Below are 23,294 nucleotides of genomic sequence, written 5' to 3'. Positions count from 1 at the left end.
GTGCCGTCCCGCGCCTGTCGCCGCGGCGGCGCCGGCCCGTGAAGGATGGCGGGATCCCGTCAGTCCGTTCCGTCACCCGGCAGCAACCACGGGGGAGTTGGTGGCACGATGGGGGCGACGGGGCGCGCGGTGGTGCACGCTTCCGGGCCGGCAAGGCGGACCGACCGAGGGTGTGATCAGACGTGGCTATTTCACTGTCTATGGTGCTGCTGTTCGCGGTCATCCTGGTGGTAATGATCCGTGGTGGCTCCATCAAGGCCGGTCCCGCGATCGTCGCCGTGCTCTTCGGCTTCTTCCTGGCATCGACCGGCATGGCGCCGTCGATCAACAGGTTCATGAACTCGATAGCCGACACCATCAACCAGATCAGCTTCTGAAGCACCGCGACGCACGAGGGCCGGGCCGGAGGATCATCCTCCGGCCCGGCCCTCGACTGCGTGGAGCGGGCGACGGGAATCGAACCCGCGTAGCTAGTTTGGAAGACTAGGGCTCTACCATTGAGCTACGCCCGCAAACGTCGCACCACGGGTCCGTGGACCGCGGCACGAAGAGCATCGTAGCGGGTCGGCGGCGGTGCCCGCACACCCGTTGTGCCGGCCACTCCGTAAAGCGGCGGAACCACGGCTCCCGTGCATGTACCCTACGTGTCGCACCGACGGGGTGTGGCGCAGCTTGGTAGCGCGTCCGCTTTGGGAGCGGAAGGTCGTCGGTTCGAATCCGGCCACCCCGACCACCAGCAAGATCGCATTGTGGGAGTCATCCCCCTTGCCGTTACTATGCAAACTGCGTGCCCGTGTGTCTGATGTACCGGGCTCGGTCCGCGAAGCCGCCACTCGGCGGCCCAGCAGAACCCCAAGAAGTCAGCCACCAAGGAGACCGAACCGTGAAGAGCGCCGTGGAGACCCTGAACCCGACTCGGGTTCGGCTCAGCATTGAGGTGCCCTTCGAGGAGCTCAAGGACAGCCTCGACGCGGCGTACAAGAAGATCAACCAGCAGGTCACGGTGAAGGGCTTCCGCAAGGGCAAGATCCCCGCCCGGGTCATCGACCAGCGGTTCGGCCGCGGTGCGGTGCTGGAGGAGGCCGTCAACGACGCCCTCCCGAAGTTCTACACCGAGGCGGTCAACGAGGGTGAGCTGAACGTCCTCGGCCAGCCCGAGGTCGACATCACCGAGCTGAAGGACGGCGAACTGCTGTCCTTCACCGCCGAGGTTGACGTACGCCCCGAGATCGAGATCCCGGACTACTCCGGCATCGAGGTCACCGTCGACGCCCTTGAGGTCACCGACGAAGAGGTCGAGAAGGCCGTGGAGCAGCTCCGCGAGCGCTTCGCCGCCACCAACCCGGTCGAGCGCGCCGCCGCCGACGGCGACGTCGTCACGATCGACCTGGAAGCCAAGGTCGACGGCGAGGTCCTGGAGGACGGCGTGGCCGACGGTGTCTCGTACACCATCGGTTCCGGCGAGCTCCTCGACGGCATCGACGAGGCCGTGACCGGCCTGGAGGCCGGTGGCGAGGCCACCTTCACCTCCGAGCTGAAGGGCGGCTCCGCCGAGGGCAAGGCCGCGGAGGTCACCGTCAAGGTCACCGCCGTCGCCGCCCGTGAGCTCCCCGAGCTGGACGACGACTTCGCCCAGATGGCCAGCGAGTTCGACACGCTGGAGGAGCTGAAGGCCGACAGCCGCAAGCGCCTGGAGACCACCAAGCAGTACGACCAGGCCACCCAGGCCCAGGAGCGTGTCCTGGAGGAGCTGCTGAAGCTCGCCGAGGTCCCGATCCCGGAGAAGCTGCTCGCGGACGAGGTCCAGACCCGCAAGCACAACCTGGAGCACCACCAGCTCGGTCAGATGGGTCTCGACCTGGAGAAGTACCTCGAGATCCAGGGCAAGACCCTGGAGGAGTTCGAGAACGAGACCTCCGAGCAGGCCATCAAGGGCATCAAGACCCAGTTCATCCTGGACGAGCTCGTCAACAAGGAGAAGCTGAACGTCAACCAGGAGGAGCTCACCGAGCACCTCATGCGGCGCGCGCAGTCCTCCGGCATGAGCCCCGACCAGTTCGCCCAGGCCGTCGTCGAGGGTGGCCAGGTGCCGATGCTCGTCGGCGAGGTCGCCCGCGGCAAGGCGCTCGCTGTTGTCGTCGAGGCCGCCAAGGTCGTCGACACCAACGGTGAGGTCGTCGACCTGGAGGACGAGGAAGAGGCCGCCGAGGCCGCCGCCGAGACCACGGAGGCGGCCGCCGAGGCCGTCACCGAGGACAAGGCGGAGGGCAAGGCCGAGGAGAAGAACGAGGCCTGAGCCTCGCCCCGATCCCAGGGCGGCCTCCGGGCCGGCCGGCCCGACGGGCCCCGGACGCTCCACGCGTCCGGGGCCCGTCGCCGTATCGCGCCGTATCGCTGTGCGAGCCCCGGAACCCTTGTGCCCACTGCGGACCTTGCGCTCCCAGCGAACAGTTGCGGAAGCGGGATGGCGTTGTCCCACCTGCGCGTTAGGGTCCATGAAGAGGAAGGGTGGGGCAGTGGCTTCACCCGCCCGGTACGAAGACGCTGAGACGGCCGGAGCCGTCAGAGACGAGCAGGTGGATACGTGACGAATCTGATGCCCTACGCCGCCGGAGAGCCGTCCCTCGGTGGAGGCCTCGGTGACCAGGTCTACAGCCGACTGCTCGGCGAGCGCATCATCTTCCTCGGTCAGCAGGTCGACGATGACATCGCCAACAAGATCACCGCACAGCTTCTCCTCCTTGCCGCGGAGCCCGACAAGGACATCTACCTCTACATCAACAGCCCCGGTGGTTCGGTGACGGCCGGCATGGCGGTCTACGACACCATGCAGTACATCCCGAACGACGTCGTCACCATCGGCATGGGCATGGCCGCCTCCATGGGCCAGTTCCTGCTCACCGGCGGCGCCGCGGGCAAGCGCTTCGCGCTCCCGAACACCGACATCCTCATGCACCAGGGTTCGGCCGGTATCGGCGGCACGGCCTCGGACATCAAGATCCAGGCCCAGTACCTGCTCCGCACCAAGACGCGGATGGCGGAGATCACCGCCCGCCACTCCGGCCAGACCGTCGAGACGATCATCCGCGACGGCGACCGCGACCGCTGGTACACGGCGGAGGAGGCCAAGGACTACGGCCTCATCGACGAGATCATCACGGTCGCGTCGGGCATCCCGGGCGGCGGCGGCACCGGTGCCTGACCCGGTTCCCACCGGACCGGCCGCACCGCCTCCCGCACGCCTCTCGTACGCCGAGACCTCCAGCCCACAGAACGCCACCAGGATGGTGAACACCCACATGAACAACTTCTCCGGCGCCTCCGCGAGCGGCCTCTACACCGGCCCGCAGGTGGACAACCGCTATGTCGTCCCGCGCTTCGTGGAGCGCACCTCGCAGGGTGTGCGTGAGTACGACCCGTACGCGAAGCTCTTCGAGGAGCGCGTGATCTTCCTGGGCGTCCAGATCGATGACGCCTCGGCCAACGACGTCATGGCGCAGCTGCTCTGCCTGGAGTCGATGGACCCCGACCGCGACATCTCGATCTACATCAACAGCCCCGGCGGCTCGTTCACCGCGCTCACCGCGATCTACGACACGATGCAGTTCGTGAAGCCGGACATCCAGACGGTCTGCATGGGCCAGGCGGCCTCCGCCGCCGCCGTCCTGCTGGCCGCGGGCACCCCGGGCAAGCGCATGGCGCTCCCGCACGCCCGGGTGCTCATCCACCAGCCGTCCTCGCAGACGGGCCGCGAGCAGCTCTCCGACCTGGAGATCGCGGCCAACGAGATCCTCCGCATGCGCACGCAGCTGGAGGAGATGCTGGCCCGGCACTCGACGACCCCGCTGGAGAAGATCAGCGAGGACATCGAGCGCGACAAGATCCTCACGGCCGAGGACGCCTTGGCGTACGGTCTGGTCGACCAGATCGTTTCCACCCGCAAGACCACCGCGGGCGCATCGGTCTGACGTCCGTCTTTCCCCTTGGCACATTCCGTTCGCACGGCTGAGGCCGGGTGAACCGTGCCAAGGGGGGCCCGAACGGGGGCCCAGGCAAGGTACCGTCGGATAGAGGCACCAGGGGCGCTGAACCAGGCGTCTCCCAGGCGAAGGGGATTCACCTCGTGGCACGCATCGGTGATGGCGGCGACCTGCTCAAGTGCTCGTTCTGCGGAAAGAGCCAGAAGCAGGTGAAGAAGCTCATCGCGGGACCCGGTGTGTACATCTGCGACGAGTGCATCGATCTCTGCAACGAGATCATCGAGGAGGAGCTCGCGGAGACGAGCGAGGTGCGCTGGGAAGAGCTTCCCAAGCCTCGCGAGATCTACGAGTTCCTGGAGGGGTACGTCGTCGGGCAGGAGCCCGCGAAGAAGGCCCTCTCGGTCGCGGTGTACAACCACTACAAGCGGGTCCAGGCCGGGGAGAACGGCGGCGGCGCCCATCGTGAGGACGCGATCGAGCTCGCCAAGTCGAACATCCTCCTGCTGGGCCCCACGGGTTCCGGCAAGACGCTGCTCGCGCAGACGCTGGCCCGCATGCTCAACGTCCCGTTCGCCATCGCGGACGCGACGGCGCTGACGGAGGCCGGCTATGTGGGCGAGGACGTCGAGAACATCCTGCTCAAGCTGATCCAGGCGGCCGACTACGACGTCAAGAAGGCCGAGACCGGGATCATCTACATCGACGAGATCGACAAGGTCGCCCGCAAGAGCGAGAACCCGTCGATCACCCGCGATGTCTCCGGCGAGGGCGTGCAGCAGGCCCTGCTGAAGATTTTGGAGGGCACCACCGCCTCCGTACCGCCGCAGGGCGGACGCAAGCACCCGCACCAGGAGTTCATCCAGATCGACACGACGAACGTGCTGTTCATCGTGGGCGGCGCGTTCTCCGGCCTGGAGAAGATCATCGAGTCCCGGGCCGGCGCCAAGGGCATCGGCTTCGGCGCCACGATCCGCTCCAAGCTGGAGATCCAGGCGAGCGACCAGTTCCAGGAGGTCATGCCGGAGGACCTGGTGAAGTTCGGGATGATCCCCGAGTTCATCGGCCGTCTCCCCGTGCTGACCTCGGTCCACAACCTGGACCGCGAGGCCCTCCTCCAGATCCTCATCGAGCCGCGCAACGCTCTGGTCAAGCAGTACGAGCGACTGTTCGAACTCGACGGTGTGGAGCTGGAGTTCGAGCGCGAGGCGCTGGAGGCCATCGCGGACCAGGCGATCCTGCGCCAGACCGGTGCACGTGGTCTGCGGGCGATCATGGAGGAAGTCCTCCAGTCCGTGATGTACGAGGTCCCGTCCCGCAAGGACGTCGCCCGCGTCGTCATCACTCCCGACGTCGTCCGCAACAACGTCAACCCGACGCTGGTCCCGCGCGAGCCGCGCACGATCGGCAAGAACGACGGCGGCCGGCACGAGAAGTCCGCGTAACCGCAGACGACTTGCCCACGCCGAAGGGGCGCCCACCGGATGAACCGGCGGGCGCCCCTTCGGCGTTGAGCGATCAGATCTTGGTGCGGGAGGTGTTGTAGAGCTTGGCGGCGAGGTCGGCCACATCTTCCTGCGGCGCGCCCTTCCCCGTCAGCGCCGAGGCGATATCGATGCTCGCCACGATGCCGACCGTGCTGTAGTCGGCCCAGATGCACACCGGCATGGTGAACTCCTTCGGCCCCTTCGCGGGGGTGCCGTCGGACTTGTCGTTGACCACCTTGAGGTCTTGGCACTTCATCAGCGCGCCCTCGAAGCCCTCGGGCTTGAACTCCTTGGGGCTGCCCACCAGGGAGGCCTTGTTCTCGCCGCTGCCGTTGCCCTTCATCATGTTCACCTCGGCCTTGGCGAAGGCGTCGTCGAGCGTCTTCGCCGGGTCCGAGACCTCTCCCCAGACGCCCTCGAGCATGAGCGCCTTCTGGGCGATCGGGTTGTCCTGGGAACCGCTCTTGTACGAGGCCTCCACCTTGTTGGCGTCCTTGACCCCCATGGCCTCGGCCTCGTCCTTGTCCTTGCCGGTGACCGGGCGGGACACGGAAGGCTTGGACGCGTCCTTCTTGAAGTCCTCCACGCTGGCCGGGGGCGTCAGCTTGTACCCCTTCGTGGAGTCCGCCACGTCACCGCTGCCGCCGCCGGAGGTCAGGAAGTACACCCCGCCCGCGATGACCGCCAGGGCCACCACGGCCACGCCCACGATCAGGCCGGTCTTCTTCTTCGGCTGCTGCGGCTGTCCGTCGTACCCCGGCTGACCGCCGTACGGAGGCGCCGGCGGCTGCTGGCCGTAGGGGCCCGGCTGCTGGGCCTGTGGGTAGCCGTAGCCCTGCTGCGGCTGCTGCGGCTGCCCGTACGGGTTCGGCTGCTGCGGAGGGACTCCCTGAGGGGCCTGCTGCGGGTAGCCGTAGCCGGGCTGGCCCTGCGGGGGGCCCTGGGGCGGCGGGGCGCCGTACGGGCCCGGCTGCTGTCCGTACGGTCCGGGCTGGCCCTGCGGCGGCTGCCCGCCGTACGGGCCCGGCTGGTTGTAGCTCATTGCGGTGTCCCCTCCAGAATTCCTTATGCGTTGCGAACATCCTGACGGAAGCCGTCCTGACATGGGGGATCGGGTCGGACACCGTTACTGAACCAATCCGTTTCAGTGCAGACCTGTGACGGCCCTAAACTGTCTCCCGTGACCGAGAACTCATCGCAGCAGCCAGCCAGCAACCCCGAACTGCCGACCACGTACACGCCGGCCGATGTAGAGGGGAAGCTGTACGAGCGCTGGGTGGAGCGCGGTTACTTCGAGGCCGACGCCAAGAGCGAGAAGCCCCCGTACACCATCGTCATCCCGCCGCCCAACGTCACCGGCGCCCTGCACCTGGGACACGCTTTCCAGGTCACGCTGATGGACGCCCTCACCCGCCGCAAGCGGATGCAGGGCTTCGAGACGCTGTGGCTGCCCGGCATGGACCACGCCGGCATCGCCACGCAGAACAAGGTGGAGCAGCAGCTCGGCGAGGAGGGCAAGTCCCGCCACGACATCGGCCGCGATGCCTTCGTCGAGCGGGTCTGGCAGTGGAAGGAAGAGTACGGCGGCCGGATCCTCGGCCAGCTGCGCCGCCTGGGCGCGGGCCTCGACTGGTCGCGCGAACGGTTCACCATGGACGAGGGCCTCTCCCGCGCCGTCCAGAAGATCTTCAAGGACCTCTACGACGACGGTCTGATCTACCGCGCCGAGCGCATCATCAACTGGTGCCCGCGCTGCCTCACCGCCATCTCGGACATCGAGGTGGACTACCAGGAGGACGACGGCGAGCTGGTCTCCCTCCGGTACGGCGAGGGCGACGAGACCCTGGTCGTCGCCACCACCCGGGTCGAGACGATGCTCGGCGACACCGCCGTCGCCGTCCACCCCGACGACGAGCGCTACGCCCACCTCATCGGCAAGCGCATCAAGCTGCCGCTGACCGACCGCACCATCCCGGTGGTCGCCGATACCCACGTCGACCCGGAGTTCGGCACCGGCGCCGTCAAGGTGACCCCGGCGCACGACCCGAACGACTTCGCGATCGGCCAGCGCCACGACCTGGAGTCCCTCACGGTCATGGACGAGCGCGGTGTTATCACCGTGCCCGGTCCCTTCCAGGGACTCGACCGCTTCGAGGCCCGCTCGGCCATCGTCGCCGCGCTGCGCGAACAGGGGCGTGTCGTCGCGGAGAAGCGCCCGTACGTCCACTCCGTGGGGCACTGCTCCCGCTGCAAGACCACCATCGAGCCGAGGCTCTCCCTCCAGTGGTGGGTCAAGGTCGAGACGCTCGCCAAGGCCGCCGGTGACGCGGTGCGCGACGAGCGGGTCGCCCTGCACCCCAAGGACATGGAGAAGCGGTACTTCGACTGGGTCGACAACCTCCACGACTGGACGATCTCTCGCCAGCTCTGGTGGGGCCACCGCATCCCCGTCTGGTACGGGCCGAACGGCGAGGTCGTCTGCGTCGGCCCCGACGACGAGGCGCCCACCGGAGAGGGCTGGACCCAGGACGAGGACGTCCTGGACACCTGGTTCTCCTCGGGCCTGTGGCCCTTCTCCACGCTCGGCTGGCCGGAACAGACGCCGGACCTCAAGAAGTTCTACTCCACGGACGTCCTGCTCACCGGCCACGACATCATCTTCTTCTGGGTCGTCCGGATGATGATGTTCGGCCTGTACGCGATGGACGGCGAGGTGCCCTTCAAGACGGTCGCCCTCACCGGCCTGGTCCGCGACGAGTTCGGCAAGAAGATGTCGAAGTCCAACCCGAACGCGGTCGACCCGATCGAGTGGATGGACGCCTACGGGTCCGACGCCGTCCGGTTCACCCTGGCCAACGGCGCCAACCCGGGCGCCGACGTCCCGATCGGCGAGGACTGGGTCAAGGCCTCCCGCAACTTCGCCAACAAGATCTGGAACGCCACCCGTTTCGCCCTGATGAACGGCGCGACGATCGAGGGACCGCTCCCGGACCCCTCCGCGATGACGGCCACCGACCGCTGGATCCTGTCGCGCCTCAACGAGACCGTCGCCGACGTCGACCGGTACTACGACGACTTCCAGTTCGCCAAGGTCTCCGACGCGCTGTACCACTTCGCGTGGGACGAGGTCTTCGACTGGTACGTCGAGCTGTCCAAGACGACGTTCTTCGCCGGTGGCGAGCAGGCCAAGGTCTCCGGCCGGGTCCTCGGCGAGGTCCTCGACGTCACCCTGCGCCTGCTCCACCCGATCGTCCCGTTCGTCACGGAGACGCTGTGGACCACGTTGACCGGCGGCGAGTCCGTGGTCGTCGCCGACTGGCCCGCCGACTCCGGCTTCCGTGACGAGGCGGCCGAAAAGGAGATCGAGCTGGTCCAGCAGGTCATCACCGAGGTCCGCCGCTTCAAGGGCGACCAGGGGCTCAAGCCCGGGCAGAAGGTCCCCGCCGAGCTGACCCTCGTCGGTACCGCGCTCGCCCCGCACGAATCGGCCATCCGCCAGCTGCTGCGCCTGGAAGCGGCCGGAACGGGCTTCAGCGCCACCGCCTCCCTCCCGGTCGCCGGGGCCACCGTCGCCCTGGACCTGTCCGGCACCATCGACGTGCCGGCCGAGCGCAAGCGCCTCACGAAGGACCTGGAGGCCGCCCGGAAGGAGAAGGCCCAGGCGGAGGGCAAGCTCGGCAACGAGGCCTTCCTCGCCAAGGCCCCGGACAACGTGGTCGACAAGATCCGCGGCCGGCTCTCCAAGGCCGAGGCCGACATCGAGCGGATCGGCGCCCAGCTGGCAGCCCTCCCGCAGAGCTGATGTCCTGAGGCCGGAGCCCCCGCACCCCCGACCGACCGGGCGAGCGGGGGCTTCGCCGTACGCCCCCGTGCCCCGCCCGGCCCCACTCCGCCGGGCGCTGCGCGCGATGTCGGCGCCCATCCGTAGACTGGGCGCGTGAGTAAGCCCCGCCCTTCAGACCGGCACGACGCGCCCGATCCCGACGACACCTTCGAGGAGATCGTCGACGAGGCGACCCAGCGCGACCCCGACCTGGCGGTGATCGAGGCCGGGAGCCGCACGCTGCGCGCCCACTCGGGCCAGCCCCAGGGCGAAGCGGCCCCGGCCCGCCCGGCCGACCCCGAGACCGACCAGGCGCTGCGCGCGGTGGAGCAGGAGCTCGCCGGACGCTGGGGCGAGACCAAGCTGGAGCCGTCCGTCACGCGCATCGCCGCGCTGATGGACGTCCTCGGTGAGCCGCAGCGCGCCTACCCCTCCATCCACATCACCGGCACCAACGGCAAGACCAGCACGGCCCGCATGATCGAGGCCCTGCTCAACGCCTTCGAGCTGCGCACCGGCCGCTACACCTCCCCGCACGTCCAGTCGATCACCGAGCGGATCAGCCTGGACGGCTCCCCGATCGAGCCCGAGCGCTTCATCGAGACGTACGAGGACGTCAAGCCGTACGTCGAGATGGTCGACGCCCAGCAGCCCTACCGGCTCTCCTTCTTCGAGGTCCTCACCGGCATGGCGTACGCGGCCTTCGCCGACGCGCCCGTCGACGTGGCGGTCGTCGAGGTCGGCATGGGCGGCACCTGGGACGCCACCAACGTCATCGACTCCACGGTCGCCGTCGTCACCCCGATCTCGCTGGACCACACCGACCGGCTCGGCACCACGCCCGCCGAGATCGCCGGGGAGAAGGCCGGGGTCATCAAGCAGGGCGCCACGGTCATCCTGGCGCAGCAGCCGGTCGACGCCGCGCAGGTGATGCTCAAGAAGGCCGTCGAGGTCGACGCCACCGTGGCCCGCGAGGGCATGGAGTTCGGTGTCACCTCCCGCGAGATCGCGGTCGGCGGACAGCTGCTGACGCTGCGCGGACTGGGCGGCGAGTACACGGACATCTTCCTTCCGCTGTACGGGGCCCACCAGGCGCACAACGCGGCCGTCGCGCTCTCCGCCGTCGAGGCGTTCTTCGGCATCGGCGCCGAGCAGGCCCGCTCCCTCGACATCGACGCGATCCGCAAGGCGTTCGCCTCGGTGCTCTCGCCCGGCCGCCTGGAGGTCGTGCGCTCCAGCCCGACCGTCGTGCTGGACGCCGCGCACAACCCGGCGGGGGCCAAGGCGGCGGCGGACGGCATCTCCGAGGCGTTCAGCTTCTCCCGGCTGATCGGCGTGGTCGGCACGAGTGGTGACAAGGACGCCCGCGGGCTCCTGGAGGCCTTCGAGCCGATCTTCGCCGAGATCGTCATCACGCAGAACTCCACCGCCCGCGCGATGGACGTGGACGAGCTGGCCGCGATCGCCGTCGAGGTCTTCGGCGACGACCGGGTCCAGGTCGAGCCGCGCCTCGACGACGCGCTGGAGGCGGCGATCACGCTGGCCGAGGAGGAAGACGAGTACGCGGGCGCCGGGGTGCTGGTGACCGGATCCGTGATCACGGTCGGCGAAGCCCGGCTGCTGCTGGGAAGGGGCTGAACAGAAGGATGCGGACGCTCTGCGCCTCGACGCTGATCGGCGAGTTCTTCGTGATCGGCTTCGCCGGTCTCGTCGCGATGAAGCTGGACGACGCCTCCATGGCCCTGGTCTGGACGGTGTGCGGCATCGGCATGGCCCTGTCCGTGCTGCTGTGCGGACTGATCACCCGGCCCGGCGGCGTCCAGCTGGGCTGGGCGCTCCAGGCCGCACTGGTCCTGAGCGGTTTCGTCGTCCCGATGATGTTCGTCCTGGGCCTGGCCTTCGGCGGTCTGTGGTGGGCCTCGGTCCACTACGGCCGCAAGATCGACGAGGCCAAGGCCAACTGGGCGGCCCAGCGGGAAGCCGGAGAGGCCACGGCCTGAGGCCCTCGGCCGGGCTTCCCGTCCGGATGTCCGGATCGTGCCGGGCCTGCCCGGCATGCTCGCCCCCGGGCCCCGGAAATCCGGGGCCCGAAGGTGACCCTGGGTGAACCCGGGCGCGGACCCGCCTCCGGACCCCTGTAATCTCGCCCTCACCGCACCCGTATGCCTGGCCTTGCAAGGAGCCGTACATGACTCAGCGCACTCTCGTCCTGCTCAAGCCCGACGCGGTCCGCCGTGGCCTGATCGGCGAGATCGTCGGCCGCATCGAGCGCAAGGCGGACTGGCGGATCACGGCGCTGGAGCTGCGCACCCTGGACCACGAGACGCTGGAGCAGCACTACGGCGAGCACCAGGGCCGCCCGTTCTACGAGCCGCTCATGGAGTTCATGAAGTCCGGCCCCGTCGTCGCCCTGGTGGCCGAAGGTGAGCGGGTCATCGAGGGCGTCCGCGCCCTGGCCGGCCCCACCGACCCGATCGCCGCCGCGCCCGGGTCCATCCGTGGTGACTTCGGCACGATCACCCGGGAGAACCTCATCCACGCCTCGGACTCCGAGGAGTCCGCGGAGCGAGAACTGAAGCTTTTCTTCCCGGGACTTTCCTGACTCGATCGGCCAAACAGCGCTGTACGCCTGGGGCGACCGAAGTAATTCGGTCGCCCCTCGGCATAGGGTTTGGGATCGCGGGAACGCATCCCTCCGACGTAACGTCACCATGGGTAGAACGGGCACCCGTTCCGCTCACACTGGCGAAGGACCCTCGCGCTGTGTCCGTGCATACGGCACTACGATGGAAGCTTCCACGCCCGCAGCGCCAACCTCGCCTACCAGAACAAGCCATCTTCGCTACCTGGGAAGGCCCGACGCATCCTCATGGGGAACAAGGGGAACTCAATGTCGTTCATCGGCCGTGACATGGCTATCGACCTCGGGACTGCCAACACGCTGGTGTACGTCAGGGGGCGCGGCATCGTTCTGAACGAGCCGTCCGTCGTGGCCATCAACACCAACACCGGCGGAATTCTGGCGGTCGGCTCCGAGGCCAAGAAGATGATCGGGCGCACGCCGGGCAACATCGTTGCCGTGCGGCCCCTGAAGGACGGCGTGATCGCCGACTTCGAGATCACCGAGCGGATGCTCCGCTACTTCATCCTCAAGATCCACAAGCGTCGCTACCTGGCCCGCCCCCGCGTCGTCGTCTGTGTGCCCTCCGGTATCACCGGGGTCGAGCGCCGCGCCGTCATCGAGGCGTCCACGCAGGCCGGCGCGCGCCAGGTGCACATCATCGAGGAGCCCATGGCCGCGGCCATCGGTTCGGGCCTGCCGGTCCACGAGGCCACCGGGAACATGGTCGTGGACATCGGCGGCGGCACCACCGAGGTCGCCGTGATCTCACTCGGCGGCATCGTCACCGCCCAGTCGATCCGCACCGCCGGTGACGAGCTCGACAACGCGATCATCCAGCACATCAAGAAGGAGTACTCACTCCTCCTCGGTGAGCGGTCCGCCGAACAGATCAAGATCACCATCGGTTCGGCGTTCGACCTGGAGAAGGACGAGCACACCGAGATCCGCGGCCGCGACCTGGTCTCCGGGCTGCCCAAGACGGTCGTCATCTCGGCCGCCGAGGTCCGCAAGGCCATCGAGGAACCGGTCAACGCGATCGTCGACGCCGTGAAGACGACGCTCGACAAGTGCCCGCCCGAGCTGTCCGGCGACATCATGGACCGCGGCATCGTCCTCACCGGCGGCGGCGCGCTGCTGCGCGGTCTGGACGAGCGGCTGCGCCACGAGACGGGCATGCCGATCCACATCGCCGAGGACCCGCTGGACTCGGTGGCGCTCGGCTCCGGCAAGTGCGTCGAGGAGTTCGAGGCGCTCCAGCAGGTCCTGGACGCCCAGCCCCGCCGCTAGAGCACTTCGGGAGGTGCCCCTCCGGGGACATCACCCGATCCGGCGAGCGGACGCTGACGCTCCGCCCGCCGGATCGTTGATATAGATCGTTGCTGTACCTGTACCGACGCGGAGACACATCGACGCGGCGTACGCACGTACAGCGACGTACACACAGGCACGAACATTCCGACGAGGAAGGCACGGCCGCCGCACGTGAGGGACACACGAGAGAGCCGGCTGCTCCTGGTGCTGCTGATCGCCATCGCATTCGCCCTGATCACGGTCGATATCCGGGGCGGCGAGGAGTCACCGGTCGACGGCGCGCGGCAGGCCGCGGCCACCGTCTTCGGGCCGGTCGAGAACGGCGTGGCGGCAGCGGTCGATCCGGTGGGCAACGCCATAGGCGCGGTACGGGACTCCGGCAACCGGCACGACCGGATCTCCACCCTGGAGCTGGAGAACGCCGCGCTGAAGGCCAAGCTCGGCAGCGACGACCGCACCGACAGCCGGGTCCGCCAGCTCGACGCCATGCTGAAGAACGCGGGCGCCGGACAGTACGGCATCAAGGGCGCCGAGGTCATCGCCATAGGAGCGGCCCAGGGCTTCTCCTGGACGGTCACCATCGACGCCGGGGCCGACGACGGCATCCGCCGCGACATGACCGTCCTCAACGGGGAGGGGCTGGTCGGCCGGGTCACCACCGTCGGCCCCAGCACCGCGACGGTCCTGCTCGCCAACGACCCCGACTTCACCGTCGGCACCCGGATGGAGAAGACCGACGAGCTCGGCTTCGCCACCGGCCAGGGCTCGCGCCCGCTGTCGGTGCAGTTCCTCAACGGCAAGGCCAAGGTGGAGGCCGGCGACCGGCTGGTCACCTTCGGCTCCAGCAAGGACAAGCCCTTCGTGCCCGGAGTGCCGGTCGGTGAGGTCGTCCGCGTCGACCCCTCCGGCGGCGCGCTGACCCGGACCGTCTACGTGAAGCCGTACGTCGGGTTCACCAAGCTCGACATCGTCGGCGTCGTCGTCCAGGCGCCCCGCGAGGACCCGCGCGACACGGTCCTGCCCAAGCAGCCCGTCAAGAAGAAGCCGAAGCCGACCCCCACGGTCACCGTCACGGTGCAGCCCAACGGGGACCTGGTGGACGGCTCCGGCAAGGTCGTCGGCAACATCAACGAGAAGCCGGGCGGCGACGCCGCCGGTGACGCGGCAGGCGACCAGCAGGGCAACGCCCAACCCGACAACGCGGCCAACGACCAGGAGTAGAGCTGATCCCCATGCGCATCAACCGGACTCTGCTCTCCACCGTTCTGGTCGTCATCGCCCTCGTCGTCCAGGTCTCCGTCCTCGCCCGCCTCCAGCTCCCCGGGGCCGTCCCCGACCTGCTGCTCCTCACCGTCCTCGGACTCGCCTTCGTGTACGGGCCGGTCAGCGGCTCCCTCATCGGCTTCGGCGCGGGCCTCCTCGCGGACCTCGCCCCGCCCGCCGACCACGCCGCCGGGCGCTACGCCCTGGTGCTCTGCGTCATCGGCTACCTCGCCGGCCTGGCCCGGCCGGAGAACGGGCAGCTGAAGTCGGCCTTCGCCCCGATGGCCGTGGTCGTCTCCGCCGCGATCGGCTCGACCCTGCTGTATGCGGGCGTCGGCGCGCTCGTCGGCGACACCGCCGCCCGCCATGTGGGCCTGGGCAGCCTGCTGTTCACGGCCGCGATCTACGACCTGCTGCTGGCGCCCTTCGTGGTGCCGCTCATCATGGCGCTGGCCAGACGCACCGAGAACGATCCGCTCGCCGAGGCCTCCTCCGGCGGCAACGACGTCGCCGCCGGCTGGCTCGCCTCGGGCACCGGTCTGCGGATCGGCAACCAGCGCGGCGGGCTGCGCGTCAAGGCCGCCCGCAACCGCGCCGCCCGCGCGGGCAGGATCAAGGGGGTCAAGCGACTGTGAAGCCGTACGCGACCGAGGAGGCCGGGGGCGCTCCGTGAGGCTGTATTTCCCGGGGGACGACCCCCGCACCCCCAGCAGGACCACCCCAGGGGGCACCGCGTGAGCAACATTCCCGAGACCGGGCGGACCCAGCGGGTCCAGATCCGGCTCATCGTCATCCAGGTCCTCGTCTTCTCGCTGCTGCTCACCCTCGGCGGGCGCCTGTGGTACCTCCAGATCCGCAACGGCGACGAGTACACCGCCGAAGCCGCGGGCAACGGGGTGCAGCAGGTCGTCCAGCCCGCCGTGCGCGGCTCGATCCTCGACGCCCGCGGCGTACCGCTCGCCGACAACGAGACCCGCCTCGTCGTCTCCGCGAGCCGCACCGAGCTGTTGAAGATGAAGGACGACGGCGTCGGCGTCCTCACCCGCCTCGCCGACGTCCTGGACATGAAGGCGCAGGACGTCCGGGACAAGGTCCGCCTCTGCGACTCCAAGACCCCCCAGCCCTGCTGGAACGGATCGCCCTACCAGCCGATCCCGGTCACCGACGAGGCCACCACCCAGCAGGCCCTCCAGATTCGCGAGCGCGCCGAGGACTTCCCCGGCATCACCGCCGAACCCACCGCCGTACGCCGCTACGCCGCGCCCGGCAAGGCGAGGACCGCACAGGTCCTCGGCTACCTCTCGCCCGTCACCGACGAGGAGATCCAGAAGGCGCAGGACGGCCCGTCGCCCTACCTCCGCTCCGACCAGGTCGGCCGCTCCGGCCTGGAGCGCACGTACGACAAGGAGCTGCGCGGCAAGGCGGGCGTCACCCGCTACGAGGTCGACAACCTCGGCCGCGTCATGGGCGAGGCGGAGAACGACCCGGCGGTGGCCGGCTCCAGCCTCGTCACCAGCCTCGACGCCCGGGTCCAGGCGGTGGCCGAGTACGAGCTCGCCCAGGCGATGAAGACCGTCCGCCAGGAGACCGACAAGATCACCGGCCGGAAGTACGAGGCCGACTCCGGCGCCGTCGTCGTGATGGAGTCCAAGACGGGCCGCATCGTGTCGATGGCCTCCCAGCCCGACTACGACCCCAACGACTGGGTCGGCGGCATCTCCGGCAAGCAGTACGCCAAGCTCACCAGCAAGAAGTCCAACTACCCGCTGCTGAACCGGGGCATCCAGGGCCAGGCCCCCGCAGGCTCGATCTTCAAGGTGGTGTCGGCGAGCGCCGCCGTGCGCGCCGGTCACGACTTCGACGACCTCTACCAGTGCAGCAGCTCCTACAGCCTCGGCAACCAGACCTTCGCCAACTTCGAGTCCCAGGGGCACGGTCCCATCACCCTCGGCGACGCGCTCAAGTACTCCTGCAACACCGTCTTCTACCGTCTCGGCCACGAGGAGTGGGCGAAGGACGGCGGCATAAAGCCGAAGAAGAACGCCAAGGACTGGTTCTACCGCACCGCCCGTGACTTCGGGCTCGGCGCCGAGACCGGCATCGACCTGCCCAACGAGGTCAAGGGCCGCATCCCGGACCGCCAGTGGAAGCAGGACTTCTGGGAGGCCAACAAGGACGCCTGGTGCAAGGAGGGCAAGAAGGGCGGCACCTACGTCCAGCAGATCGCGTACGAGAGCTGCCTCGAAGGCAACCAGCTCAAGGCCTACGACAGCATCAACTACTCGATCGGCCAGGGTGACGTGCTGGTCACGCCCATCCAGATGGCCACCGCCTACGCCGCCATCAGCAACGGCGGCACCCTCCACGAGCCCACCGTCGGCAAGGCCGTGATCAGCCCGGACGGCAAGAGCGTCCAGGAGATCAAGCCCAAGGTCAGCGGCAAGCTGCCGGTCAGCGCCCAGACCATCAAGGACCTCGACAAGGGGCTGCGCTCGGTGGTCGAGCCCGGCGGCACCGCCGCCTGGCGGTTCGGCGGCTGGCCGCAGGACAAGATCCCGATGCGGGCCAAGACCGGCACCGCCCAGGTGTACGGCAAGCAGACCACCGGATGGTTCGCGACCTACACCGACGACTACACGATCGTCATGACGATCTCCCAGGGCGGCACCGGCTCCGGCTCCTCCGGGCCCGCCGTCCGCAAGATCTACGACGCGCTCTACGGCCTCGACGCCGAGGGCAACCAGGACAAGAAGAAGGCCCTGCTGCCGAAGCCCCAGAAGGCGCTGCCGAAGATCCAGCCCGACGGCTCGATCTACGCCCCCGAGGTCAAGCCCTACGACCCCACTCCGGCCGAGCCCCAGCAGCAGCCGGGCGGACAGGAGCCCCAGTTGCCCCTGCCGCCCGGAGGCCAGCCCGGACTCACCGGATCGCCGGCGTCGAACGGGAGGCAGCCCTGATGGCAGGTGGATTCTCCGTCTCCCGCTACGGCCCGGACGAGGGCTCCTGGGCCAAGCTGACCGCCCGCGACTCCCTCGCGCGGCGGCTGGACTGGCCGCTGCTCGGGGCCGCGCTCGCGCTCTCGTTCCTCGGCGCGCTGCTCGTGTGGTCCGCGACCCGCAACCGCGACCACCTCACCCAGGGCGACCCGTACTTCTTCCTCCTGAGGCACGCCCTCAACACCGGCATCGGCCTCGCCCTGATGATCGGCACGATCTGGCTCGGCCACCGCACGCTGCGCGGGGCCGTCCCGGTCCTCTACGGCATCTCGGTGCTGCTGGTCCTGGCGGTCCTCACCCCGCTCGGCACCACGGTCAACGGCGCCCACGCGTGGATCAAGCTCCCCGCGGGCTTCTCGATCCAGCCCTCCGAGTTCACCAAGATCACCATCATCCTCGTGATGGCGATGCTGCTGGCGGCCCGCGTCGACGCGGGCGACCAGGCCCACCCCGACCACCGGACCGTCGCCAAGGCGCTGGGCCTCGCGGCCATCCCCATGGCCATCGTCATGCTCATGCCGGACCTCGGCTCGGTGATGGTCATGGCCGTCATCGTCCTCGGCGTCCTGCTGGCCTCCGGCGCCTCCAACCGCTGGGTCTTCGGCCTCCTCGGCGCGGGCGTGGCCGGAGCCGTCTCCATCTGGCAGCTCGGCCTGCTCGACGACTACCAGATCGCTCGCTTCGCCGCCTTCGCCAACCCCGCGCTCGACCCGGCGGGCGTCGGCTACAACACCAACCAGGCCCGTATCGCGATCGGCTCCGGCGGACTCACCGGCACCGGGCTCTTCGAAGGCACCCAGACCACCGGTCAGTTCGTGCCCGAGCAGCAGACCGACTTCGTCTTCACCGTCGCCGGCGAGGAGCTGGGCTTCCTCGGCGCGGGACTGATCATCGTGCTCCTGGGCGTCGTCCTGTGGCGCGCCTGCCGGATCGCCCGCGAGACCACCGAGCTGTACGGCACGGTCGTCGCCGCCGGGATCATCGCCTGGTTCGCCTTCCAGTCCTTCGAGAACATCGGCATGACGCTCGGCATCATGCCGGTCGCCGGACTGCCGCTGCCCTTCGTCTCCTACGGAGGGTCCTCGATGTTCGCCGTCTGGGTGGCGATCGGGCTGCTCCAGTCCATCCGGGTGCAACGGCCGATGTCCGCCTGAACCCGGCGCACGCGGGTAGGTGTCCGTACATGGCGGACACCAAGCGCGAGATCGAGCGGAAGTACGAAGCCACCGACGACACCCGGCTGCCCGACCTGACCCGGGCGGCCGGGGTCGACCGGATGGCCCACCACGGCCTGACCGAGCTCGACGCGGTCTACTACGACACCGCCGACCTCCGCCTCGCCGCCGACGCCCTCACCCTGCGCCGCAGGACCGGCGGGGCGGACGAGGGCTGGCACCTGAAGTTCCCCGTCGCCACCGGCATCCGCGACGAGATCCACGAGCCGCTCGCCGACGCCCTGCCGCCCCCGCTGGCCGCCCTCCTGCGCTCCCGGGTCCGCCACGCGGAGATCGCCCCCGTCGTCCGGCTGCTCTCCGCCCGCGACGTCCACCGGCTCACCGCCGCCGACGGCGCCCTCCTCGCCGAGGTCAGCGTCGACCGGGTCCGCGCCGAGCGACTCGCGGGGGAGGGGACCGGCACCACGGCCGCCTGGACCGAGATCGAGGTGGAGCTGGCCGACGACGGCGACCCCGCGATCCTGGACGCCGTCGAGAAGCGGCTGCGCAAGGCCGGGGTGCGCCCCGCCACATCCGCCTCCAAGCTCGCCAGGGCACTGGAGGAGACGACACCGCGTCGCGACGAGACCGGCCACGGCAAACCGGCGCTCCACACCGCGGGCGACCACGTCCTCGCCTACGTACGCGAACAGATCCGCGTGATCGTCGACCTCGACCCCGCCGTCCGCCGCGACCTGCCCGACTCCGTGCACAAGATGCGCGTCGCCACCCGCCGGCTGCGCAGCACCTTCAAGACCCACCGGGGACTCCTCGACCGCGAGGTCACCGACCCCCTCGGCGCGGAGCTCAAGTGGCTCGCCGCCGAACTGGGCCTCGACCGCGACCAGGAGGTCCTGGACGAGCGCCTCGGCTCCCGCGTCGACGCCCTGCCCGCCGCCCTGACGCTCGGCCCGGTGCGCGGCCGCATGCGCGCCTGGTCGGCCGCCCGCCGCACCGGATCGCGCCGCAGGATCATCGACGTACTGGACGGGAAGCGGTATCTGGACCTCCTGGACGCCCTCGACGCGCTGATCGCCGACCCGCCCCTGCGCCCCGCCGCCGGCCGCGCGCCGGAGAAGGCCCTGCCGCGGGCGGTCCTCAAGGACTACAAGAAGCTCGCGCGCCGTATGAGCCACGCTCTGGAGCAACCGCCGGGCCCCGGGCGGGACACGGCGATGCACGAGGCCCGCAAGGCCGCCAAACGCGCCCGGTACGCGGGCGAGACGGCCCGCCCCGCGCTCGGCAAGCCCGCCAAGCGCTTCGCCAAGCGTGTGAAGGCCGTGCAGTCCGTCCTCGGCGACCATCAGGACAGCGTCGTCGCCCGCGAGGCCCTGCGCATGCTCGCGATCCAGTCGCACGCGGCGGGGGAGACCGCGTTCACCTGGGGACTCCTGTACGGGCAGGAGGAGGCCGCGGCCGAGGCCCGGGAGCGCGAACTGCCCGAGGTCTGGGCCCGCGCCTGCGCTCCCGGACTGCGCGCGGATCTGAAGCGTTGAGTACCGGGGTACGCTGGATGGTCACCCCTGCCGGCTCACGAAGGTTCGCGAGATGTCTGCCGCATCGGTCTTCCCACAGCTCGAAGCTCTGCTCCCGCATGTGCAGAAGCCCATCCAGTACGTCGGCGGTGAGCTGAACTCCACCGTCAAGGAGTGGGACAGCTGCGACGTCCGCTGGACCCTCATGTACCCCGACGCCTACGAGGTCGGACTCCCCAACCAGGGCGTCATGATCCTCTACGAGGTGCTCAACGAGCGCGAGGGCGTCCTCGCCGAGCGCACGTACAGCGTCTGGCCCGACCTCGAAGCGCTGATGCGCGAGCACAACGTGCCGCAGTTCACCGTGGACAGCCACCGCCCCGTCGGCGCGTTCGACGTCTTCGGGCTGAGCTTCTCCACCGAGCTGGGCTACACCAACATGCTCACCGCCCTGGACCTCGCGGGCATCCCGCTGGAGTCCAAGGACCGTGACGTCGACCACCCGATCGTCCTCGCGGGCGGCCACGCCGCGTTCAACCCCGAGCCGATCGCGGACTTCATCGACTGCGCGGTCGTCGGCGACGGCGAGCAGGCCGTCCTGGAGATCACCGAGATCATCCGCGCCTGGAAGGCCGAGGGCCGCCCCGGCGGCCGTGACGAGGTGCTCTTCCGGCTGTCGAAGACCGGCGGGGTCTACGTCCCGCGCTTCTACGACGTCGAGTACCTCCCCGACGGCCGGATCGGCCGCGTCGTGCCCAACCGGTCCGGCGTGCCGTGGCGGGTCTCCAAGCACACGGTGATGGACCTCGACGAGTGGCCCTACCCCAAGCAGCCGCTCGTCCCGCTCGCGGAGACCGTGCACGAGCGGATGTCCGTGGAGATCTTCCGCGGCTGCACCCGCGGCTGCCGTTTCTGCCAGGCCGGCATGATCACGCGCCCCGTGCGGGAGCGAAGCATCACCGGCATCGGCGAGATGGTCGAGAAGGGCCTCAAGGCGACCGGCTTCGAGGAGGTCGGCCTGCTCTCGCTCTCCTCCGCCGACCACAGCGAGATCGGCGACATCGCCAAGGGCCTCGCCGACCGCTACACCGAGGACAAGGTCGGCCTCTCGCTGCCCTCGACCCGCGTCGACGCGTTCAACGTCGACCTGGCCAACGAGCTGACCCGCAACGGCCGCCGCTCCGGCCTCACCTTCGCCCCCGAGGGCGGCTCCGAGCGCATGCGCAAGGTCATCAACAAGATGGTCTCGGAGGAGGATCTGATCCGGACCGTCGCCACCGCCTACGGCAACGGCTGGCGTCAGGTGAAGCTGTACTTCATGTGCGGCCTGCCCACCGAGACCGACGAGGACGTCCTCCAGATCGGCGACATGGCGGTCAACGTCATCGCCAAGGGCCGCGAGGTCTCCGGCCAGAACGACATCCGCGCCACGGTCTCCATCGGCGGCTTCGTCCCCAAGCCGCACACCCCCTTCCAGTGGGCCCCGCAGCTCAGCGCCGAGGACACCGACGCCCGGCTGAAGAAGCTCCGCGACAAGATCCGCGGCGACAAGAAGTACGGCCGCTCCATCGGCTTCCGCTACCACGACGGCAAGCCCGGCATCGTCGAGGGACTCCTCTCGCGCGGCGACCGCCGCGTCGGCTCCGTCATCCGCGAGGTCTACGAGTCCGGCGGCCGCTTCGACGGCTGGCGCGAGCACTTCAGCTACGACCTCTGGATGAACTGTGCCGAGAAGACGCTGCCCACGTTCGGGGTCGACGTCGACTGGTACACCACCCGCGAGCGCACCTACGAGGAGGTCCTGCCCTGGGACCACCTCGACTCCGGCCTGGACAAGGACTGGCTCTGGGAGGACTGGCAGGACGCGCTCGACGAGACCGAGGTCGAGGACTGCCGCTGGACCCCCTGCTTCGACTGCGGCGTCTGCCCGCAGCTCGACCTGGACATCCAGATCGGCCCGACCGGCAAGAAGCTCCTGCCGCTCAGTGTCGTCAACAAGTAGCCCCTCGCGTGTTCCGAGCGTGTCCCGTGTGACGACACGGTGACGTCAGGCCCGGCCGGCAACCCCGGACCGGGCCTGACGCGTCCTTGACGGCATGGACTACGGCAAGCACCAGGATCCTCAGGGGTACGAGCCCGGCGAAGCCATCCTGACCACGCTGATCAGGATCCCGGTGCGGATCGTGGTCCTGGTGCTCGTCCTGCCCGTCCGCATGGTCTGGGACGCGCTCACCGCGCTCTGGCACGCCACCGACCGTGTCCTGCTGCGCCCGCTGGGCCGGGCCCTGGCATGGCTCCTCGACACCCTCGTACGGACCCCGTTGACCTGGCTGTACACCTGGGTCCTCACACCACTGGGCAGGGCCGCCTCCTGGCTGGCCGTCGCCCTCCTCCTGTGGCCCTGGATCGGCCTGTGGCGGTACGTGATCGTTCCCGTCGCCCGCTACGGGATCGCCACGTCGGCCGTATGGCTGTACGGGGCCGTCCTCACCCCGCTGGGCCACGGCCTGCGGTGGATCGGCACCGCCCTGCTGGCCCCGGCGGCACGCGGTCTCAAAACCGGCCTGGCCTGGCTGTTCGCCACCCTGCTCGTCCTGCCGGTCGCGGCTCTGTGGCGGTACGTGATCGTCCCCGTGGTCCACTACGGCCTGATCGTCCCGGTGGTGTGGCTGTACGGGGCCGTCCTCACCCCCCTCGGCCTCGGCGCGGCGTGGGTCCTGGGCAGGCTGTGGCAGGGCACCGCCTGGGCGCTGGGTCAGCTCTGGCGGGGGACCGCGGCGACCGGACGCGGGCTGGGCATCGCCCTCGCCTGGCTGGTCATGACCCTCCTGGTCGCCCCCGCCTCCTGGACGTACCGCCGGATCCTCGCCCCGATCGGCCGGGAGACCGCCGCCGCGTTCGAGGTCGCCTGGCGGATCGCCGGATACCTCTCCCGGGCCGTCGGCCGGGCCCTCGCCACGATCGCCCGGTACCTGATCGGCGCACCGGTCTCCTGGGCGTACCGCACCGTGTGCACCCCCGTCGGCCACTTCCTGCGCGACTCCGTGTGGGCCCCGGCCCGCCGCGCCGCCGCCGAGGCGGGCCGGTCCGCCCGCGCGGCCCTCGCGCTGTCTCTTATACACATC

18 protein-coding genes and 2 tRNA genes are annotated in these 23,294 nt (G+C 69.5%); 18 read left to right on the top strand and 2 right to left on the bottom strand.

What is annotated here, in order from left to right:
* Positions 1-182: 182 nt before the first annotated feature.
* Positions 183-377, top strand: coding sequence for a hypothetical protein (locus CR470_RS08345; protein WP_026290750.1), 195 nt, complete (start codon positions 183-185; stop codon positions 375-377).
* A 61-nt stretch (positions 378-438) separates the two neighbouring features.
* On the opposite strand, the gene CR470_RS08340 is transcribed toward CR470_RS08345, so the two are convergent.
* A tRNA-Gly gene (locus CR470_RS08340) sits at positions 439-512 on the bottom strand.
* Between the two features lie 144 nt (positions 513-656).
* Here CR470_RS08340 and CR470_RS08335 point away from each other — a divergent pair.
* The 5 genes from CR470_RS08335 (at position 657) to clpX (ending at position 5,422) form a co-directional block, all read left to right on the top strand.
* Positions 657-733 (top strand) — tRNA-Pro (locus CR470_RS08335).
* Between the two features lie 150 nt (positions 734-883).
* Complete coding sequence (tig, locus tag CR470_RS08330) at positions 884-2,296, top strand: trigger factor (protein WP_097866921.1); 1,413 nt, start codon at positions 884-886, stop codon at positions 2,294-2,296.
* A 300-nt stretch (positions 2,297-2,596) separates the two neighbouring features.
* Entirely contained in the window at positions 2,597-3,202 is a 606-nt protein-coding gene (locus CR470_RS08325) for an ATP-dependent Clp protease proteolytic subunit (protein WP_169808568.1), read from the top strand.
* 82 nt (positions 3,203-3,284) lie between these two features.
* The gene (locus tag CR470_RS08320; RefSeq protein ID WP_097866920.1) at positions 3,285-3,968 is read left to right on the top strand and encodes an ATP-dependent Clp protease proteolytic subunit; all 684 of its coding nucleotides are present in this window, start codon (positions 3,285-3,287) and stop codon (positions 3,966-3,968) included.
* Between the two features lie 155 nt (positions 3,969-4,123).
* Positions 4,124-5,422, top strand: a complete 1,299-nt coding sequence (gene clpX, locus CR470_RS08315; RefSeq protein ID WP_097866919.1) for an ATP-dependent Clp protease ATP-binding subunit ClpX — start codon at positions 4,124-4,126, stop codon at positions 5,420-5,422.
* Between the two features lie 73 nt (positions 5,423-5,495).
* Here the strand turns inward: clpX and CR470_RS08310 are convergent, their stop codons facing one another.
* Positions 5,496-6,506 (bottom strand): hypothetical protein, encoded by a 1,011-nt coding sequence (locus CR470_RS08310; RefSeq protein WP_097866918.1) that lies wholly within the window; start codon positions 6,504-6,506, stop codon positions 5,496-5,498.
* A gap of 138 nt (positions 6,507-6,644) precedes the next feature.
* On the opposite strand from CR470_RS08310, the gene CR470_RS08305 reads away from it, so the two are divergent.
* The 12 genes from CR470_RS08305 to CR470_RS08250 form a co-directional block, all read left to right on the top strand.
* Entirely contained in the window at positions 6,645-9,266 is a 2,622-nt protein-coding gene (locus CR470_RS08305) for a valine--tRNA ligase (protein ID WP_097866917.1), read from the top strand.
* 135 nt (positions 9,267-9,401) lie between these two features.
* Positions 9,402-10,925 carry a bifunctional tetrahydrofolate synthase/dihydrofolate synthase gene (gene folC, locus CR470_RS08300; RefSeq protein WP_097866916.1) on the top strand — a complete coding sequence of 508 codons (1,524 nt, stop codon included), beginning with the start codon at positions 9,402-9,404 and terminating at the stop codon, positions 10,923-10,925.
* A gap of 8 nt (positions 10,926-10,933) precedes the next feature.
* Positions 10,934-11,287 carry a DUF4233 domain-containing protein gene (locus tag CR470_RS08295; RefSeq protein WP_097866915.1) on the top strand — a complete coding sequence of 118 codons (354 nt, stop codon included), beginning with the start codon at positions 10,934-10,936 and terminating at the stop codon, positions 11,285-11,287.
* A 188-nt stretch (positions 11,288-11,475) separates the two neighbouring features.
* On the top strand, positions 11,476-11,889 hold the full coding sequence (ndk, locus tag CR470_RS08290; protein WP_097866914.1) for a nucleoside-diphosphate kinase: 414 nt from the start codon (positions 11,476-11,478) through the stop codon (positions 11,887-11,889).
* A 288-nt stretch (positions 11,890-12,177) separates the two neighbouring features.
* Positions 12,178-13,197 carry a rod shape-determining protein gene (locus tag CR470_RS08285; RefSeq protein ID WP_018959187.1) on the top strand — a complete coding sequence of 340 codons (1,020 nt, stop codon included), beginning with the start codon at positions 12,178-12,180 and terminating at the stop codon, positions 13,195-13,197.
* A gap of 195 nt (positions 13,198-13,392) precedes the next feature.
* Positions 13,393-14,442: a rod shape-determining protein MreC gene (gene mreC / locus CR470_RS08280; RefSeq protein ID WP_097866913.1), complete on the top strand. Its 1,050-nt coding sequence runs from the start codon at positions 13,393-13,395 to the stop codon at positions 14,440-14,442.
* Positions 14,443-14,453: 11 nt separating this feature from the next.
* Entirely contained in the window at positions 14,454-15,119 is a 666-nt protein-coding gene (mreD, locus tag CR470_RS08275) for a rod shape-determining protein MreD (protein ID WP_097866912.1), read from the top strand.
* Positions 15,120-15,218: 99 nt separating this feature from the next.
* Positions 15,219-17,441, top strand: coding sequence for a penicillin-binding protein 2 (mrdA, locus tag CR470_RS08270; RefSeq protein ID WP_097866911.1), 2,223 nt, complete (start codon positions 15,219-15,221; stop codon positions 17,439-17,441).
* The gene (gene rodA, locus CR470_RS08265) at positions 17,441-18,634 is read left to right on the top strand and encodes a rod shape-determining protein RodA (RefSeq protein WP_097866910.1); all 1,194 of its coding nucleotides are present in this window, start codon (positions 17,441-17,443) and stop codon (positions 18,632-18,634) included. The genes mrdA and rodA overlap by 1 nt, the downstream gene beginning before the upstream one ends.
* 29 nt (positions 18,635-18,663) lie before the next feature.
* Positions 18,664-20,190 (top strand): CYTH and CHAD domain-containing protein, encoded by a 1,527-nt coding sequence (locus CR470_RS08260; RefSeq protein WP_097866909.1) that lies wholly within the window; start codon positions 18,664-18,666, stop codon positions 20,188-20,190.
* A 52-nt stretch (positions 20,191-20,242) separates the two neighbouring features.
* Entirely contained in the window at positions 20,243-22,171 is a 1,929-nt protein-coding gene (locus CR470_RS08255; protein WP_097866908.1) for a TIGR03960 family B12-binding radical SAM protein, read from the top strand.
* Positions 22,172-22,265: 94 nt separating this feature from the next.
* On the top strand, positions 22,266-23,294 hold a 1,029-nt coding region (locus CR470_RS08250), incomplete at its 3' end, for a hypothetical protein (RefSeq protein WP_107489454.1).

It is taken from the genome of Streptomyces sp. rh34 (assembly GCF_002551245.1).
Taxonomy (GTDB): Bacteria; Actinomycetota; Actinomycetes; order Streptomycetales; family Streptomycetaceae; genus Streptomyces.
Note: the sequence above shows the minus strand (reverse complement) of the source record. Positions and strands in the feature narration are given on the sequence as shown.

Bases quoted from the DNA above. Each gene is read 5' to 3' on its own strand.
- CR470_RS08295 (WP_097866915.1), top strand. From the start codon at position 10,934: ATGCGGACGCTCTGCGCCTCGACGCTGATCGGCGAGTTCTTCGTGATC.
- CR470_RS08255 (WP_097866908.1), top strand. From the start codon at position 20,243: ATGTCTGCCGCATCGGTCTTCCCACAGCTCGAAGCTCTGCTCCCGCAT.
- ndk (WP_097866914.1), top strand. From the start codon at position 11,476: ATGACTCAGCGCACTCTCGTCCTGCTCAAGCCCGACGCGGTCCGCCGT.
- CR470_RS08260 (WP_097866909.1), top strand. From the start codon at position 18,664: ATGGCGGACACCAAGCGCGAGATCGAGCGGAAGTACGAAGCCACCGAC.
- CR470_RS08320 (WP_097866920.1), top strand. From the start codon at position 3,285: ATGGTGAACACCCACATGAACAACTTCTCCGGCGCCTCCGCGAGCGGC.
- rodA (WP_097866910.1), top strand. From the start codon at position 17,441: ATGGCAGGTGGATTCTCCGTCTCCCGCTACGGCCCGGACGAGGGCTCC.
- mreD (WP_097866912.1), top strand. From the start codon at position 14,454: ATGCGCATCAACCGGACTCTGCTCTCCACCGTTCTGGTCGTCATCGCC.
- CR470_RS08325 (WP_169808568.1), top strand. From the start codon at position 2,597: ATGCCCTACGCCGCCGGAGAGCCGTCCCTCGGTGGAGGCCTCGGTGAC.
- CR470_RS08285 (WP_018959187.1), top strand. From the start codon at position 12,178: ATGTCGTTCATCGGCCGTGACATGGCTATCGACCTCGGGACTGCCAAC.
- CR470_RS08310 (WP_097866918.1), bottom strand. From the start codon at position 6,506: ATGAGCTACAACCAGCCGGGCCCGTACGGCGGGCAGCCGCCGCAGGGC.